The following is an 18,343-nucleotide window of genomic DNA, read 5'->3' on the forward strand; positions in this document are numbered from 1 at the left end:
TTTTACTTTATAATATAATTAAAGTAAACATAACCAGTAAAGACGGTTTGAAAGGACTATCATTTTGAATTTTGAAAATTATAAATATTTTACAGGAAAAGATTTAATGAAAGAATGTAACTTAAGTGAAAAAATGTTTAAGAATAGTATGGATAAGCTCGAACGAGTTTATAAGTTAGATATCAATAGATACAAATCCAATTCATCAGCAAGCAATAGCGGTTACAGCTTTAACTTATTTGAATTAGAGTTATTTAAAATTTTGCTAAACACTATTGAGGACTTTCCTGTTCCAACATCTGCTAAAAAATTTGATGACATAGATTTAAGAGAGGAAGCATTAAAGAAAAATAATAGTCAATTTATTAGCTATATTACTAATATCAGCGATTCAATTGATAATATTAAAAATGATGCATTAAAAGCGCAAATTTATGCATCTGAAAACTATTCTTTTACTTTAGAATGGCTTAGTGCTCAGTCAAAGTGTAATGATGCATTGTCTTCATTTTTTAATTATACAAATTCTCTAGATTTAGATAAGAGTTCAAAATTATATAGAAAATTAGCACATAGAATTGACGAGTTACTGTTTGAAACATTAATGGAAGATAATATGACATTTGATAATGACTTCAATTTCAAGCAATTATATAAAGCTCATCAATATAATAAAGAAAACAATCCCGAAAATTTTATTATATACAACCAAGTAGAACCTGATGATTCCAAGTATTCAAATGTAAATCATGAAGTAGCTAGATATATATCAAATGAGCCAACTATAGATGAGTATAGTGAACGTACTGATAACAAATTATTAGATTTTTTCATTATTGATATATTAAACAAACTCTACCTTCCAAGTTTGAATAAAAGAATCAATCATAAAATTGTGACTGATGATATACAAAATGATGAATCGAAAATCCGTGAAAAATTAAGAAAAAAAGAAATTGTAAAATACCCATTCAACGTTAATGGATACTTTCTCAGTATTGAAAACGACTTATTTTCTAACTATCAAAGAATTATTAATACTATAAATCAATATAAAAACAGTACTTTTGATTTACAAAATTTTGAATCACGTCTAGACAATATAATAAGTAGCTCCAAGCCATTAATATCAAACGATAAGTTTCTCAATATTTATAAAGAATTTTATTTGTCATTATCTAAATTTTCTAACCTATTTTATACTAATCGCCAATCTTATATTGATGATGGTATGAGTCCAAATCAAGTAGAGAGCTTCTTAAATGACTTGTATCGAATTCATCTTTTATTAGATAAATATTCATTTAATGAAGATATTGAGCCACTTTCAAAAATAAACATTACCGAATTAACGAACGCTTTCCACTTATTTGAAGAAATAAAATCTACTCAAATTAAAGACGAAATCGTCAGTAAACAAGTCAATGATTTATCTAGTTGGTCTATCGCAAAAACTCTAAGTGAAACCTTAGACAATTTAAAATTTGAATAGCACTACCAAAGGAGGTCGTCCATTTTTTTTGTTTATGGACGACCTCCTTTTTTGCGTTTAATTCTCCTTTAATATGTATTTAGCAACACAAATTTAATGCTTATATAGCAAAGGAGAGATTTATTATGACTAACAACATATTCAAGCAATATCCATATTTTTTAAATTCAAATGGCTTTTATGAAGTGATTCCACCTAAAAGTAACAATGATGTAGAAAAAATCATTCAATTGTCTACTCCCATCATTATTGAAAATAAATTTCTCGACCCGTCTACAGGGGTTGAGAAGTTGATTATTACAGATGGAAAAAATATTGAACGTATTGAAGCATCGGATATCTTAACATCTTTCAAGCTACCTGGATTGATTAAGTACGGCTTCAACATCAATGAACGGTACATTAAATCATTAAGCTATGCGTTACAATCGATGCGCCAGTCACTTCCATTATCTAAATTATATACCGGCGTAGGTGTATTACAGTCTGATGATGAAGGTATGGTCATTTCATTGGATAAACCATACTTTTCAAAAGAAATAGAGCAATCTCAAGCTAATGAAATCATTTGTGAAACACACTATGATTTACAACCAAAAGGTACTTTCAAAGGCTGGTGGGAGATGTACTTAAAACAAGTTAAAGGGAACTTACTACTAGAACTTGCAGTAGTATTTGCTGCTTCTTCATTAGTTACTGCGTTCCTAAAAACAAGACATGAGGTCGAGTTTGCGGGAACCATATTCTCATTTATGGGAAATTCAAGCACAGGTAAATCGACTGCAGCTGCTTTAGCTGTTTCAATAGCCGGCAACCCTACTAAAGGTAGTAATACCCTGTTTAGATCATGGAATGGTACTAGAAACGCGCTTGAAGGATATTTAAGTAGCAATTATGGTTTGCCTATCGTATTGGACGAATTATCGGCTGCAACCTTCAAAGACACTACCGGGTTGTTGTACAGTCTGGCAGAAGGACAAGGCCGACAACGATCTAATATAGATGGTAATGTCAAAGCACTCAAAAATTGGGGGACCTCAGTGATAAGTACGGCAGAACACAGTGTTTTAAATAATAGTGCACGTAATGATGGATTAAATGTTCGTACCATTGAAATATCAGAAGCTTTTACGACGAGTGCTGACAATGCAGATGCAATTAAAAGGGCTACATCGGTCAATTATGGCCATATCATGCCATTAGTAGCTGAATATCTTTTAAAACGTGAAGACGAAGTAATTAAATGGTTTCATGCGGAACATGATTGGTTCAAAAGCCAACTAAAAAATGAAACGAGTAATACTGGTATTCGTATGTTCAAACGCTATGCAGTAATTACGACATCTGCTCGTATATTCGAGCGTGTTATTGCTATACCTCTCGATATGGATGCATTAAGAGAATACTTGGTTAGTTATCATTTGGAGTCAGTTTCAGAACGCTCACTAGCAGAGAAATCTATCGAGGTCATTGTTCAGTTTGTAGCGCAAAATCGGGGGAAATTCTCTGAAGATGAAAAACTCTCAACGATGATTGAAAATTATGGGCTTATTGAACTCAAAGACGATCACATTCAAGTGAAAATGATTGCCAATGTCTTTAAAAACATGCTTGATGAAAACCAATTCCAAGATGTAAATACTGTAATTGATGCTTTACGAGACAAAGGTTATATCCAATCTGACCGCAACCGTAAAACAACAAAACGTAGTGTCCCAGATTCTAATGGCAAAAAGAAGACTATTGTCTTTTACCATCTTAAGCTAGATATGACTTATGCTTCAATGTTTGGTTTGAGTTCTAAAACAGAACCTAGTATACCACCACCATTCGTTGATAATACAAATAAAAATTTGCTAGAAGATTTTGTAACGAAAGCTAAACAATTCGAAGCAAATGACGATTTAGGATTATAAAATATCGCTATAACACCCTAAAGGCTGTTGTAGCTTACTTAATCAAATACTTGGAGGAAATTAAAATGAATACTAAATTCAAATTAACACAATACACATTATGCTCTTTGGTCGAATTAGAGAATCAACAATTAGTCGTAAACTATATTGATCATGACTATGATATAGAATCCTATACGTTAACTGAGACACAACGTAAGCTCTTGATACTTTATAAATTGCACCCTGAATTTATGAATGAGGTAGCTCTCACTAATTTCTTTGTGAAAAGTACAAGAGACGACAGAATGACTGTTTATCATATTATCAAATCCTTAAATATTTTATAGAATCGGAGGTCTTTTCATTGGACGAATTAATCACATTACTCGCTGATTTAGTGATTGAAGAAATCAATCACTCTGATGACTAATAATAACGCCCAACACCTCACTGGTGTTGGGCTTATATATAAATTCGTTCATAAATATATATTATCAATTTGGAAGGAGGAAACAGGATGAAACAAGCAATAGGTTATCTACGTCAAAGTACACTCAAACAACAATCACTCTCAGCCCAGAAACAAACCATCAAGGCATTAGCCGAAAAGCATAATATTCAACACATTACCTTTTATAGCGATAAGCAATCAGGACGCACTGATAAGCGAAACGGTTACCAGCAAATTACTGAACTGATTCAACAAGGACAATGTGACGTACTATGTTGCTATCGGCTGAATCGACTTCATCGTAATCTAAAAAATGCATTAAAACTCATGAAATTATGTCAAAAATACCATGTTCATATTCTAAGTGTTCATGATGGCTATTTTGATATGGATAAAGCGTTTGATCGCCTAAAGCTCAATATATTCATAAGCCTCGCAGAATTAGAGTCCGATAATATTGGTGAACAAGTCAAAAATGGTCTTAAAGAAAAAGCTAGACAAGGTAAACTCATCACGACACATGCACCATTTGGCTATACCTATCACAATGGCACATTCACAATTAATCAAGATGAAGCACCAACGGTGAAGGCAATATTCCATTACTACCTACAAGGCTATGGTTATAAAAAAATTGCGCAATACCTAGAAACAGATGATCAATATATCAAGCGTAAACCCTACCAAGTACGCGCTATTATCATGAATCCTAATTACTGTAGTCGCGTTATCAATCAATATGGACAATATGACAACATGTTTCCACCTATTATTTCTATCAGTAGCTATGAACAAGCGCAGATTTTACGGTCTGAAAAACATGTCAAACGAACACCTTCAGCTAATCAACTGAAACAAAAAATCAAATGTCCATGCTGTGGCGCCACACTTACAAATATGACAATTAGAAGAAAGCAACATAATACATTACGTTATTATGTCTGTCCTCGAAATATGAATGAATCTCGTTTTGTCTGTGACTTTAAAGGGATTAACGCTAAAGATATAGAAACAAGTGTTTTAAAAACATGTCAACACTTCTTTCAAGACCAACAGGTCTATTCCAAAATAAATGATGCCATTCAACAACACATCCAAAAACAAAACACACTGGAAACTAAGCGCACGTATACCCAAGCACAACTCATCAATAAGTTAGCCAAAGGAACGATAGATGCTGAATCATTCAGAAAACAGACTCATTCGATGAATCAAAAGCACAAAACCATATCCTCCATAAGTGATAATCAGTTACAAACATCACTACAAAATGTGATACAGCATAGTTTCACGTTAAACATGATGTATCCCTATATTGATGAAATTCATATTACTAAAAACAAAGCCCTTGTTGGTATCTATTTCAAAAATGAGCCACTAAACATTGTTAATCAAACCAGGCAATCATCAATTGCCTAAATAAGAAAGGATGAAAAAATATGCAACAACTTAAACAAAAACGTGTCGGTATCTATGTCCGTGTATCAACAGAAATGCAAAGTACTGAAGGATATAGTATCGATGGACAAATCAATCAAATTCGAGAATATTGTGATTTCAATAACTTTGTTGTTGTAGATGTATACGCGGATAGAGGTATCTCTGGAAAATCTATGAACCGACCAGAACTACAACGTTTGTTAAAAGATGCGAACGAAGGTCAGATCGATTCTGTTATGGTCTACAAAACAAACCGACTAGCACGTAACACTTCTGACTTACTCAAAATTGTTGAAGACCTTCATCGTCAAAATGTCGAATTCTTCAGCTTATCTGAGCGTATGGAAGTCAATACGAGTAGTGGTAAACTGATGCTACAAATTCTAGCTTCCTTTTCGGAATTCGAAAGAAATAATATTGTCGAGAACGTATTCATGGGCCAAACCCGACGCGCTCAAGAAGGCTATTATCAAGGTAATTTGCCATTAGGCTATGAGAAAATACCAGATAATAAGCATGAACTCATGATTAATCAACATGAAGCCAATATCGTTAAATACATCTTTGAATCATATGCTAAAGGCCATGGATATCGTAGAATTGCCAATGCTCTCAACTATAAAGGTTATGTCACTAAAAAAGGTAAACCATTCAGTATTGGTTCAGTGACCTATATCTTATCTAATCCATTCTATGTTGGTAAAATTCAATTTGCCAAATACAAAGATTGGAATGAAAAACGTCGTAAGGGATTGAATGATCATCCGGTAATTGCTAATGGAAAGCACTCCCCTATCATTAGTCAAGAGCTGTGGGATAAAGTACAAGCTCGTAAGAAGCAAGTCAGCAAAAAACCACAAGTCCATGGTAAAGGGACAAATATTTTAACTGGGTTAATTTCGTGTCCAAAATGTTCTGCTTCTATGTCTGCGAGCACGACAACCAATACACTTAAAGATGGTACAAAAAAGCGAATACGCTATTATTCCTGTAGTAATTTTCGCAACAAAGGATCGAAAGGTGTTCTGCAAATAGTGTAAGGGCAGATGTCATAGAAAAATATGTCATGGATCAAATACTCGAAATTGTCAAAAGTGATAAGGTCATCAACCAAGTCGTAGAACGTGTCAATAAAGGGAAACAAGTCGATATAGCTGCACTTAACCATGATATCGCTTATAAGCAACAACAATTTGATGAAGTCCATGCGAAACTAGACAACTTGATTAAAACAATCGAAGACAATCCAGACTTAACATCTGCACTCAAACCAACCATTCATCAATATGAAACACAACTCAATGACATTACAAATCAAATGAATCAACTCAAGCACCAACAAAATCAAGAGAAACCATCTTATGATACGAAACAAATCGCTTCCCTATTACAACAAATATTTCAAAACATAGAATCAATGGATAAAGCACAACTCAAAGCATTATATCTTACAGTCATTGACCGTATTGATATTCGTAAAGACGGTAATCATAAAAAACAGTTCTACGTTACACTAAAACTCAATAATGAAATTATTAAACAACTTTTCAATAATACCCCTCTCGACGAAGTGCTCCTCAGCACTTCGTCTTTATTTTTGCCTCAAACGCTCTTTCTTCAAATCTAATATCTATGTACTGTCCTTTCGTCATTCAATAACACCTATCTAACAAATATCTTCAACACGCTAACAAATCATGGCTCAATGTGAAGCTTATATTGATATGACGAAAGAACATCCCAAAACAAAATATAAGTGGGATAGTAACGGGATTGGCTAACTTCATGTAGGAGAAGGATTACGCAAGCGTAATCCCAAAATCCCATTATTATTTATAAATAAATAATATAAAAAGAAAAAAGTAAATCATAACCACACCTATTAATCCAAATGATATATAAATATATAGCTATATTTCCCGACAAATGAACGGGATAACGGGATTTCCTTGTCATATCAACAATTGTGACGACTTTCGATTGGGATCTTTTCTGTATTTCAGTGGGATTTCCAGGCGAAACAAACGGTATTTCAAACTTATATTATCAAAATGATGTATCACATGCATACATCAATCAAATATATTAGGAGGTCATAACAATGACATTGGAACAACAACTCAAGCACTATATAACCAACTTATTCAATCTGCCAAAGGATGAAAAATGGGAATGTGAATCCATCGAAGAAATCGCTGATGATATCCTACCTGACCAATATGTAAGGCTTGGGCCACTCAGTAATAAAATACTTCAAACCTACACCTACTACTCTGATACACTTCACGAAAGTAATATCTACCCTTTCATTCTCTATCATCAGAAACAACTCATAGCTATCGGCTATATCGATGAAAATCACGATATGGATTTCTTATACCTACACAACACTATCATGCCCCTTTTGGATCAACGATACTTACTAACAGGAGGACAATAATATGCATAAATACATCAAAATTACACAACTCGTCATTACAATTCTCAATGAAATTATCATTTGGATGAAAGAATCAGAACGAAAGGAAAACGCTTATGAATAGATATATCACCCGCGGTATTGCCAATAATTTGCCAACAAACCTACAACACCTATTATGGCAACTTGTAGCGCAACGTGAAAACGAACAGTCCAAGGAACTAGAAGCAATAGATTACTTTCATGTCTTCCAGTTCAACATGCACAATAATCAATTATATGTAAAACACAAACAAGAACGTCCTGAGTATGTCAAAATTCATAAAGCTAATTATTCAAAAGCTATCAATATGAATAAGGTCTATATTATCCGAGAAGATGATGTAGACCTTTCTTATTACGTCATGTTACTACCTGAAGAATATTAATAGGAGGCATCAATCATGCAGAATATACAATGTATATTAGAAACTGAAGCAATATTTAGTGACGATAATCAACATCGTTATTTACTCAAAAAAACGTGGGACAAAGATAAAAAGATAATTTCAGTTATAACTTGTTATCCAAATTTTGAAGGAACCAAAAAATTAGATTTAACGACTCAATTAATTCTAAATAAAGTATCTGAGATGAAAGACTTCGGATCAATTAATTTTGTGAACCTATATTCAAACATGATAACAACCACAAATATAAAGCATATGGCAAATAGTCATGATAAGCATACTGATATTCATATTATGAAAGTAGTGAAAGAATCGGATGAAGTGATATTAGCATGGGGTGCTTACGCTAAAAAACCGATTGTTGAAATGCGTGTCAATGAAATATTAGAGATGTTGAAACCACATAAAAAGAAAGTGAAACAACTCATCAACCCAGAAACGAATGAAATTATGCATCCACTCAACCCTAAGGCACGTCAAAAATGGATTTTGAAATCATAGCAAATACATGGAGGTCAATATGGAAACAAAACAAATCAACATCGTTTCACTGCAAATGATTAAAATAGATACTTTGAGTTATCTTAAAAGACGAATTACGAGTCCCCACCAAATTGTAAAGTATTCAAATAGAGTTTTTTTAATAAGCATAGATGATACATTTATTTTACTTTAATTATAATTAGCTGAAAAATTATATACAAGAAAGGTTCAGTCACTAACTCATTTATAGTGTATGATGATGGAAAATTAATTAAGAATAAAAAAACGTTGACCAATATTGACCTTTAGTTTAGAATAAGCTTAATTATATGGCGAAGGGTGATAAAATGATTGTTGGTAATTACCATTACAATGAGGTTTATGATGAATATACTAGTTTGAAAGTTTGGAGGTACATGGAAAGCGAGGATGTTGATTTAGAAACAGCATTAAATCATCTAGGACTAGATTATATAGATGCATTACCAGATGAAGAAGAAATTCCTGAACTTGAGAAGGAAAAACAAAAATTAATTGAACGAGGATACTAATAAATGCGGTTAGAGAAATGTTTCTCTAACCGCATTATGATTTATTTTTTTATTGCTGACTTGCCATTAATTCTGCTTGCTCGACAACTTGTTCCACAGCCATTTTTTGAAGATCTGGTGGATAGCCATATTTCTTTAATAGGCGTCTAACTTGAACTCTCATTTTAGCTTTAGCACTGTCTCGTTTAGACCAATCAACACTCATGTTATCCTTAACTGTTTTAGTTAACTCATGTGCAATGGCTCTTAACTCTTTATCGCCCAAAGCTTCTTTAGCTGTTTCATGTGAAGCTAATGCATCATAAAAAGCAATTTCTTCTGTACTTAAACCTAAATCTTTTCCTCGTTGTTGCTCTTGATTAATTTCTTTTGCCATTTGTATTAATTCTTCAATAACTTTAGAAGCTTCTATAGACCGATTGTTGTATTTTTGAATAGATTTACCTAGCATTTCAGAAAATTGTTTGGATACGGTTGCGTTCGTTTTCATTAAAGACTTAACTTGGCCTTTAAGTAATTTATTCAATAATTCTACAGCTACATTTTTCTGTTGTAGTCCTTCTACATCTTTTAAGAAATCATCAGATAAAATTGATATATCTGGGTTTTCTAAACCGAGTGTTTGATATATATCTACAACTTCTTCAGTTACAACGGATTTTGATATCAACTGATTAATTTCAGCTTCAACTTCAGCTGGGGATTTTTTACGTTCATCATCTCCTGGTGGTGGCGCTAATAATTTAATGATGCCTGCTTTAACGGCTTTTAAGAACGCGATTTCACTATTTAATTCTTGAGCTGCTTCTTCTGTTGCACATAACGCGAATGCTTTACCAAGTTCAGTGACTGTATTCACAAATCTTTGTCTTTCTTCTTCACCTAAGCCAATTACATAATCCATCGTGCTTGAGATGACATTATATCGATCAGATTTTTTATCTGATTCGAAGTCAGAATAATCATGATTATATAACATATCTTGAATGACATCGTATTTCATTAACATAATTTCTAAAGCTTTATCTGTATCCACACCCGTTTGATCTTTATCAGAATCTGTATACTCTTTTAAAGCTTCTTTAAGACTTTCAGCGATACCTACATAGTCCACAATTAAGCCACCAGGTTTGTCTTTAAACACTCTATTCACACGTGCAATTGCTTGCATTAGATTATGCCCATGCATTGGTTTATCAATATACATGGTATGCATAGAAGGTACATCAAAACCTGTTAACCACATATCTCTCACAATAACGAGTTGTAATTCATCTTCAACATCTTTCATACGACTCTCTAGCAGGTTCCTTCTTTTTTTAGGACCAATATGTCTCTGGAAGTTTTTAGGATCGCTTGATGAACCTGTCATTACAACTTTGATAACACCTTGGTTATCATCATCTGAATGCCATTCGGGTTTTAGTCTTACAATTTCATCATATAAATCAACCGCTATACGGCGACTCATTGTGACAATCATGCCTTTACCTTTCATCGCCTTTTGTCTTGTTTCAAAGTGATTGATAATATCAGTTGCTAAAGAATGGACACGTTGTTCTGAGCCTGATAATGCTTCTATGCGAGACCATTTAGACTTCAAACGTGATTTTACGTCGTCTTCTTGACCAGAAGTAATATCATCATAAGCTGCATCAATATCTAAATCAGTCGGTAAATTTAATGGGATTATTCGACTCTCATAATAAATTTTAACCGTACTACCATCTTCAACAGCTTGTGTCATATCATACACATCAATATAATTACCGAATACCATTTGCGTATTTTTGTCTGTTGAAGATACAGGAGTTCCAGTGAATCCAACAAATGAAGCGTTAGGTAAAGCATCTCTTAAATATTTGGCATAACCATATTTAATACCTTCACCTTTTTCGTCGTAAGATGCGCTAAAACCGTATTGTGTACGGTGTGCTTCATCGGCCATTACAATAACATTTCTACGTTCTGTTAAGGCATCCATAGTAACTTTGCCTTCTTCTGGTTCGAATTTCTGCATCGTTGTAAATACAATCCCTCCAGATTCAACTGACAATAGTTCTTTCAACTCTTTACGAGAATCTGCTTGTTTAGGTGTCTGTCTTAATAATCCTTTACCAGAACGACCCTTAGATTTTACAAATGTACTATATAATTGATTGTCTAGGTCATTACGGTCTGTTACAACAACTAAAGTAGGGTTATTTAACTTTTGAATTAATTTTCCTGAAAAGAAAACCATAGTCAAACTTTTACCTGAGCCCTGAGTATGCCAAATAACGCCACCTTTACCATCTCCCTGGTCAGAAGTGGCTTCTATTGCGCGATCAACGGCTTTATTAACCGCATAATATTGATGATAAGCAGCTAAAATTTTAACAATATTACCTTTACCATCATCTTGAAATAAAATGAAATGTCGAATTAAATCTAATAATACTTCTTTATTTAACATGCCATGGATTAATACATCTAAACTTGCCATTGTAGACGAAGCTTCAGTCTTACCATCTTTTGTTCGCCATGTCATGAAACGATCATAATCTGCAGTCATAGAGCCCGCTTTTGTATTAATACCATCACTTGTCACCAATACAGCATTGTGATTAAATAATTGAGGAATTCTCATTTTATAAGTTTCCAATTGATGATAACCATCTTCTACACCCACAGATTCATTAGTAGAACTTTTAAGTTCAATGACAACAACAGGTAAACCATTGATAAACAATACAACGTCTGGTCGTTTATTGTAATCACCATTTACTACCGTCAATTGATTCACAGCCAGGAAGTCATTATTTACTGGGTTATTAAAGTCGAATACATAAACCAAATCATTGATTGTTTCTCCATCTTCATTATAATGTTCTACTTCAATCCCATTTGTGATCATTTCATGGAATATTCTATTATTTTCAATTGAATTTGGTGATTTTTCTATAGAAATTTGATGAATAGCCTGTTGAATCGCATTGTTATGTAATTCAGGATTAATACGTCTCAAAGCCTTTTCTAAACGTTTATCAAGCACAACATCCTTATCACTCTCTCGTTCAGGCGTAATCGCTGTTTCACTAATTTCTCGGCCATTTTTAACTGTATAACCAAGTTCCTCAAACCATTCAAGTGCAACTTGTTCTAAATCATCTTCACTAAATTGAAAATTCATCTTTATTCACCTCGATATCGTCAGGTATTTCCAGTTCACCAGACATTAATTTTGGTAGCAATGTGTCACGGAGTTGAGTTAATTTCATATTTTCATTCTTCTTACTTTCTATTAAATTAATATGTTTTTTTATGATTTCAATTAAATTATCCATATCATTTTTACTAGGTAATATAATAAATGAATTTCTCAAATCCGTCTTATTAAATTTCATTTGTACTGATCCTGAAGTAATAGAATTAATTAAGTTTTTACCTATAGTTGATTTAAAAAATAAATAGAAGTAATAATTCATATTTTTATCATCTGAATTCAAAAATATCTGATTATTACCTAGAACCATTGGTTTATTTAAAATTGGTGAAAGATAAACTGATCCAACATCTCCAACATTAGAAATAATGACTTCATGACCGTATAAATGAGTCTTTTTCAAAAAATCATAACTTGTTTTAGTTACATATTTTTCAAATTTATTATTCCCTTTTTTCAAATCAACATTCCTTGCAAAAACAGCATATTCATCTATTAAATCTTCTGCAAATTGTACATTCTCTTTTATCGATTTAAAACTACCATTTGCCACATGATCAGAAATTACGATATTTATATCTTTAATTTTTGAACATTTCCAATTAAAAGGTATTTTTCCTGACTCACTACCAATCATTTCTCCACCACTTGATTTGTATGGATTACCATTTTCATCTGGGAATTCAAAATCAACGAACCAACGTTTGAATAGTGTTTGTGAAAGTTCTTCAAGGTTTTCAATTATTTGTTTATTTAAATCTAATTTATCTTCAATCATAGTAATCATTCTTAAAATAACATCTTGTGTTTTTAAAGAGGGAATATTTACTTTGAAATTTTTTACAATGTCTGTTTTTAAGTTATTAAAAACACTACCATTAGATAGTTGTAATAACTTTTCCCTATTTTGAATGAGCACATAGTATAAAAATTCTTTTCTAACATTTTTAAAGTTTCTTAACAATAACCATCCATCATGAATAAATGCCTTTGTTTTCATAATTTTAGGTAAACCAGGTGTAGCACTATTAGAAATTATTAAATCTCCAGGAACTACTTCTACTGATTTCAAACTACCTTCTTTAGAAACTCTTTCTTTTGTTATGCTTATGTATCTGCTCGAATCTTTAGTTGCATCTGCAATTTTAACCCAAGGAAAACTATCTTCATGGCTTTCAACTATAAAATTTTTTATTGGTCTCGGTGATGCACCTCTTCTAATATCACATAATTCACTTATTCTATACTCCATAACCTAACCCCTCCAATGATTTTCGGATTTGGTCTTCGAGTTCTTTTGATTTCGCAAATTGTTCACTTAAATCTGCTGTGATTCTTTCCATTTTCTGTTCAAATGGTTCTGAATCTTCTTCGACTTCTGCTAAGCCTACATAACGTCCTGGTGTTAAGATATATTCGTTATCTTTTATTTCTTCTGTCTTTGCTACTTTACAAAATCCTGCTTTATCTTCATATTGTTGTTCGCTTGTTCCACGCCATGAATGATATACACTTGCTATATCTTTAATTTCTTCGTTAGAGAATTCTTTTAATGTTCTAGATACCATACTTCCAACATTTCTAGCATCGATAAAGAGGACTTCTTCTTTACGTTCATTTTTGCCATTCTTTTCTTTATCTTTTGAAATAAACCATAAACAAACTGGTATTTGTGTTGAGTAGAATAATTGACCTGGTAAGGTTACAATACACTCTACTAAATCTTGTTCGATTAAGTTTTTACGAATTTCTAATTCATCTTTACCGCTTGTAGACATTGAACCATTTGCTAAAACAAATCCTGCTGTACCACTTGGTGCTAGCTTAGAAATCATGTGTTCAATCCACGCATAGTTGGCATTTCCTTTGGGTGGGATACCAAATTTCCAACGATGGTCATCTAATAATTTTTCTTGCCCCCAATCACTCGCATTAAAAGGTGGATTAGCAAGGATAAAATCTGCTTTTAGCCCCTTGTGTAAATCGTTATGAAACGTGTCAGCATGATGGTCACCTAAATCACTATCAATACCTCTAATAGCTAAGTTCATTTTTGCTAATTTCCAAGTCGTTGGATTTGATTCTTGACCATAAACCGCAATATTGTCTAAACGTCCTTGATGACGCTCTACAAAGCGTTCACTTTGTACAAACATACCACCAGAACCACAACATGGGTCATAAATTCTACCTTCATAAGGTTCAACCATTTCAACAAGTAATTTAACAATTGACGCAGGTGTATAGAATTCCCCCGCATTTTTACCTTCAGCACTCGCAAACTTCGCGATAAAGTATTCATAAACACGACCTAAGACGTCTTGCTTTTTACTTTCAGAGTCTCCAACTTTAAAAGTAAATAGATCAATAATATCGCCTAATTTTTCTTTATCTAATGCTGGTCTTGCGTAATCTTTAGGTAACACGCCTTTTAATGACTCATTTTCTTTTTCAATTGCTATCATAGCTTTATCAATAATTTGACCAATTTCTGGTTTCTTTGAATTATCGTTAATATATTGCCAACGTGCTTCTTTAGGAACCCAGAAGATATTCTCTGCTAAATACTCATCTTTATCCTCTTCATCAGCATATTCATCATTTAACAATTCTTCATATTTCTCTTCAAATGAATCTGATACATATTTTAAAAATATGATACCTAATGCTACATTCTTGTATTCTGCTGCATCCATACTCCCTCGTAATTTATCCGCAGCTTGCCATAATTTTTCTTCAAATCCAATTGTCGCCATTTATATTCCACCTTTATGTTATCCTTTACACAAATATATCAAATATTAAGGCTTTATGTGACTTTTCTTGTGGTTTTCTATGTGAAAAAATATTATTTGTGATATTTGGTAAGTGAAATTAAGTAGCTAGTTACAAAAGTATAGCTTATTATATAATCAATTAAGCAAAAAAGGTTTTTTAATGAAAAAAATATAAGTTGAAAAAGTATGATAAGAAATATAGGAGTGGTTGGTGCAATAAATGTGACAATTAATACTACTATTTATGCGATGATTGTGGTTATTGTAGATATCGTTAATCAATAATACTGTATATTAGTAGTAATTTTGCGTTCAAATATCTAGTGAAATATTCTGTTATTAAAATTATAAGGGGAAAGAAAAAATTTAGTAATATAAAAAAACAATGGAGGGTGTTAAATGTTTAATTATGATGTGAACAAAACTATGTATGATGATAAGAGCATATTTGATAATTTAGCTAAGCAATGTATTGCAGATTTGATGGTTTCATATGATAGAAATCGCTTTTTTCTAGCTTTAGCGCAAGAAGAAATGGAAGAGAGTTTTAAAAGCTTTGAAAATAATGATTTAAAAGAAAATTTAATATTAGATTATCATATAACAAATTCAATAAGGTTGATAACTACTTTAGACGATATACTTATAAGAGTACGCTGTTTCACATTAATGGTTGATATTAATGATATAAATATAGATAAAGTAGGAAGATTATATAATGGTGAAGATGAGAAATCTAAAGGTTTGACGCAGGATGCTAGAGAATATTTCGAGCAAAATAATAAAAAAAGTAGCAATAAAAAGTACTATCCTAATTTACCTGACAAAAGTAATCGTAAAACGAGGGACTACAGAAATAAAATAACACATGAAGGTTTGAGTTTTTACCAGACTAGCCATATTGAAATCAATGGTTTAATTTTAGGTGGCCCACAGGAATTTATGACATTACAAAATGAGAAGGAAATAACTGACATAATAAGGTTAATAAAAGAAGATACAGATATATTAGATGAAGAACAGCAGCAACTAGATAATATTATCCAAAAACACCTCAAGTTAACTAAGTTTCCAAATGGTTAAAAAGGAGTGATGAAAATATAGAATGAGCTCATTATTAGAGTTCATTCTATATTTTTTTAGCAATATCATTGATAAGGGGAGCCTTATCAAAAACCGCATCATTTATGATATGCTTCACAAAAACATAACAGCAATTCTCATAAACCTCATATGTTCTGATACGTTCAAAATCCCTTTATGAAGCGGCTGAAAAAACCGCATCATTTATGATATGCTTCCCCTCGCATGATTTTAAACGCACGATAAACTTGTTCTATTAATATCACGCGCATCATTTGATGTGGGAAGGTCATCTTGCTGAATGATAGTGCGTAGTCGCTGCGGTCTAGTACGTCTTTATGCAGACCGTTGGACCCGCCAATAATGAATGTAAAGTCACTTTGGCCACGTGTCATGCGGCTTTCTATTTCTTTTGCCAAACCTTCAGACGTTAACATATTACCTTTAATTTCTAACGTGATGACCGTGGACTGCTGTTTTACTTTTGCTAGCAAACGCTGGCCTTCTTTTTCCTTAACTTGTTCAACTTCTTTATCGCTCATATTTTCTGGTGCTTTTTCATCGGGAACTTCGATGATCTCAATTTTTGAATAAGCACTTAAACGCTTTTCATATTCTGCAATGGCTTGTTTCCAGTATTTTTCTTTTAATTTACCTACTGTGAGTATTGTAATCTTCATTTTTATCCTCCGAGTTTTGTAAAAAGTGTAAGTTATTATACTTATCCACAAGTTATACACTTATTAACACTATTCCCTCTTATTATAACAGTAATGTATACTGCTTTTTAATAATTTTTACGTTTTATCAACAAAAAAGAAAGAATAACCTGTGTATTTGTGGATAAATCTGTGTATAATGTGGGTATTTCTATGTTAATTGTGCACATCTCTGGATAACTTTGGACAAAACAGTGGATAAGTTGACGGTTGTCTTACATACTTATTCACAAACTTAACCTTTTCTTCATAAAATCCTCGTCTAATCCTTACAAAATACCATGTTATCCCCTGGTTATATTTATTCGATTACTGTATATTTCATCTGTGTTAAGACATAGGGTTGTATAACCATGTACGATTTATGATGACGACTAACAAAAAACCTATACCTCCTTATGAGATATAGGTTAAATATGTATCTTAAATGATGTCTATTATGTGAGTTCCTTAAGTAGTCGCTAAACTTTTCCTGTTAAGTCTGTTTATATTAATGATTACATTCGCTTACGCTAATGCATTAAGAAGCCCTAACCTCTCAATAAAGGGGCAAGGGCTTCTATAACGTATATATTGGTGTGGCGTTGGCTTTGTCGGTATCGCACAGCAATACTTCTTTTTCTGTGTCGATATCGTTCTCGTTAAGTACTTGGCCGACGCTCATGCGTGCGAGATCTTTCATATTGTTGTCTTGTGATAAGTGAGACAGGTAAATGCGTTTGGTACTACCTGTGATGACGTCTGTCATGGCACGACCTGCATCTTCGTTGGAAACATGGCCCATATCGCTGAGGATACGTTGTTTGGTCTTCCAAGGGTAACCGCACATGCGTAACATATCTACATCATGATTACTTTCAAAGACAAATGCATCGCTGCCTTGAATCATGCCTTTCATACGATCTGAGACATAACCTGTGTCTGTTAAAATCGTAAATTTCTTATAATTGTTATGGAAGATATAGAATTGTGGATCGATGGCATCGTGTGACACGTTAAACGATTCGATATCAAAGCCGGCTAATGATTTTGTTTCGTATGGATTGAAGATAAATTTTTGATCCATTGGAATTTTGCTGTCTTTCTTTTCTATTGCTGTCCATGTTTTTTCATTAGCGTAAATTGGCAACTTATATTTACGTGCTAACACGCCAAGACCTTTAATATGGTCCGAGTGTTCATGTGTCACCAATATGCCATTCAAATTTTGAATCTGTTTGTCTATTTGTCCAAATAGTTCTTCCATTTTCTTTCCTGTCAAACCTGCGTCGACAAGGATACTGCCTTTATCACTTTCCACATAAGTGGCGTTTCCTGTACTACCACTCGCTAATACACTCATACGTATCAAGCGATTCACCCTTTCTAATCTATAA

General features: G+C 32.8%; 14 protein-coding genes and 2 pseudogenes. 11 read left to right on the top strand and 5 right to left on the bottom strand.

Annotated features, from left to right (window positions below):
• Positions 1-64: 64 nt before the first annotated feature.
• The 10 genes and pseudogenes from L987_RS12230 (at position 65) to L987_RS12270 (ending at position 9,183) form a co-directional block, all read left to right on the top strand.
• Positions 65-1,492 carry a DUF6038 family protein gene (locus L987_RS12230; protein ID WP_047505038.1) on the top strand — a complete coding sequence of 476 codons (1,428 nt, stop codon included), beginning with the start codon at positions 65-67 and terminating at the stop codon, positions 1,490-1,492.
• Between the two features lie 125 nt (positions 1,493-1,617).
• A complete protein-coding gene (cch1, locus tag L987_RS12235) occupies positions 1,618-3,408 on the top strand; it encodes a cassette chromosome replicative helicase (RefSeq protein ID WP_047505041.1) in 1,791 nt (596 codons plus the stop codon).
• A gap of 65 nt (positions 3,409-3,473) precedes the next feature.
• The gene (locus L987_RS12240; RefSeq protein WP_047505043.1) at positions 3,474-3,737 is read left to right on the top strand and encodes a hypothetical protein; all 264 of its coding nucleotides are present in this window, start codon (positions 3,474-3,476) and stop codon (positions 3,735-3,737) included.
• Between the two features lie 170 nt (positions 3,738-3,907).
• Positions 3,908-5,260, top strand: coding sequence for a cassette chromosome recombinase CcrA (ccrA, locus tag L987_RS12245; RefSeq protein WP_047505046.1), 1,353 nt, complete (start codon positions 3,908-3,910; stop codon positions 5,258-5,260).
• Between the two features lie 20 nt (positions 5,261-5,280).
• Positions 5,281-6,908 (top strand): annotated as a pseudogene (gene ccrB / locus L987_RS12250) (cassette chromosome recombinase CcrB).
• A gap of 474 nt (positions 6,909-7,382) precedes the next feature.
• Positions 7,383-7,721: an SAUGI family uracil-DNA glycosylase inhibitor gene (locus tag L987_RS12255; RefSeq protein WP_046465684.1), complete on the top strand. Its 339-nt coding sequence runs from the start codon at positions 7,383-7,385 to the stop codon at positions 7,719-7,721.
• A 95-nt stretch (positions 7,722-7,816) separates the two neighbouring features.
• Positions 7,817-8,128 carry a DUF960 family protein gene (locus tag L987_RS12260; RefSeq protein ID WP_047505055.1) on the top strand — a complete coding sequence of 104 codons (312 nt, stop codon included), beginning with the start codon at positions 7,817-7,819 and terminating at the stop codon, positions 8,126-8,128.
• Between the two features lie 15 nt (positions 8,129-8,143).
• Positions 8,144-8,650 (top strand): DUF1643 domain-containing protein, encoded by a 507-nt coding sequence (locus L987_RS12265; protein WP_011302051.1) that lies wholly within the window; start codon positions 8,144-8,146, stop codon positions 8,648-8,650.
• 19 nt (positions 8,651-8,669) lie between these two features.
• Positions 8,670-8,757 (top strand): annotated as a pseudogene (locus L987_RS13985) (JAB domain-containing protein); the annotation flags it as partial.
• A 222-nt stretch (positions 8,758-8,979) separates the two neighbouring features.
• A complete protein-coding gene (locus L987_RS12270) occupies positions 8,980-9,183 on the top strand; it encodes a hypothetical protein (RefSeq protein WP_046465682.1) in 204 nt (67 codons plus the stop codon).
• 49 nt (positions 9,184-9,232) lie between these two features.
• Here the strand turns inward: L987_RS12270 and L987_RS12275 are convergent, their stop codons facing one another.
• From L987_RS12275 to L987_RS12285, 3 genes are read right to left on the bottom strand one after another with little or no spacing between them, the layout of a single operon-like run.
• A complete protein-coding gene (locus tag L987_RS12275; protein WP_047505058.1) occupies positions 9,233-12,355 on the bottom strand; it encodes a type I restriction endonuclease subunit R in 3,123 nt (1,040 codons plus the stop codon).
• Positions 12,339-13,640 carry a restriction endonuclease subunit S gene (locus tag L987_RS12280; RefSeq protein ID WP_052191011.1) on the bottom strand — a complete coding sequence of 434 codons (1,302 nt, stop codon included), beginning with the start codon at positions 13,638-13,640 and terminating at the stop codon, positions 12,339-12,341. Before L987_RS12280 ends, L987_RS12275 begins: the two co-directional genes overlap by 17 nt.
• Complete coding sequence (locus L987_RS12285) at positions 13,630-15,144, bottom strand: class I SAM-dependent DNA methyltransferase (RefSeq protein ID WP_047505061.1); 1,515 nt, start codon at positions 15,142-15,144, stop codon at positions 13,630-13,632. Before L987_RS12285 ends, L987_RS12280 begins: the two co-directional genes overlap by 11 nt.
• Before the next feature lie 420 nt (positions 15,145-15,564).
• Here L987_RS12285 and L987_RS12290 point away from each other — a divergent pair, with 420 nt between their 5' ends.
• The gene (locus L987_RS12290) at positions 15,565-16,248 is read left to right on the top strand and encodes a hypothetical protein (RefSeq protein WP_047505064.1); all 684 of its coding nucleotides are present in this window, start codon (positions 15,565-15,567) and stop codon (positions 16,246-16,248) included.
• A gap of 200 nt (positions 16,249-16,448) precedes the next feature.
• On the opposite strand, the gene rlmH is transcribed toward L987_RS12290, so the two are convergent.
• Positions 16,449-16,928 carry a 23S rRNA (pseudouridine(1915)-N(3))-methyltransferase RlmH gene (gene rlmH / locus L987_RS12295; protein ID WP_011302030.1) on the bottom strand — a complete coding sequence of 160 codons (480 nt, stop codon included), beginning with the start codon at positions 16,926-16,928 and terminating at the stop codon, positions 16,449-16,451.
• 598 nt (positions 16,929-17,526) lie between these two features.
• A complete protein-coding gene (locus tag L987_RS12300) occupies positions 17,527-18,327 on the bottom strand; it encodes an MBL fold metallo-hydrolase (RefSeq protein WP_103301463.1) in 801 nt (266 codons plus the stop codon).
• Positions 18,328-18,343 lie beyond the last annotated feature (16 nt).

The organism is Staphylococcus sp. ZWU0021 (assembly GCF_000798895.1).
GTDB classification, from domain to species: domain Bacteria; phylum Bacillota; class Bacilli; order Staphylococcales; family Staphylococcaceae; genus Staphylococcus; species Staphylococcus saprophyticus.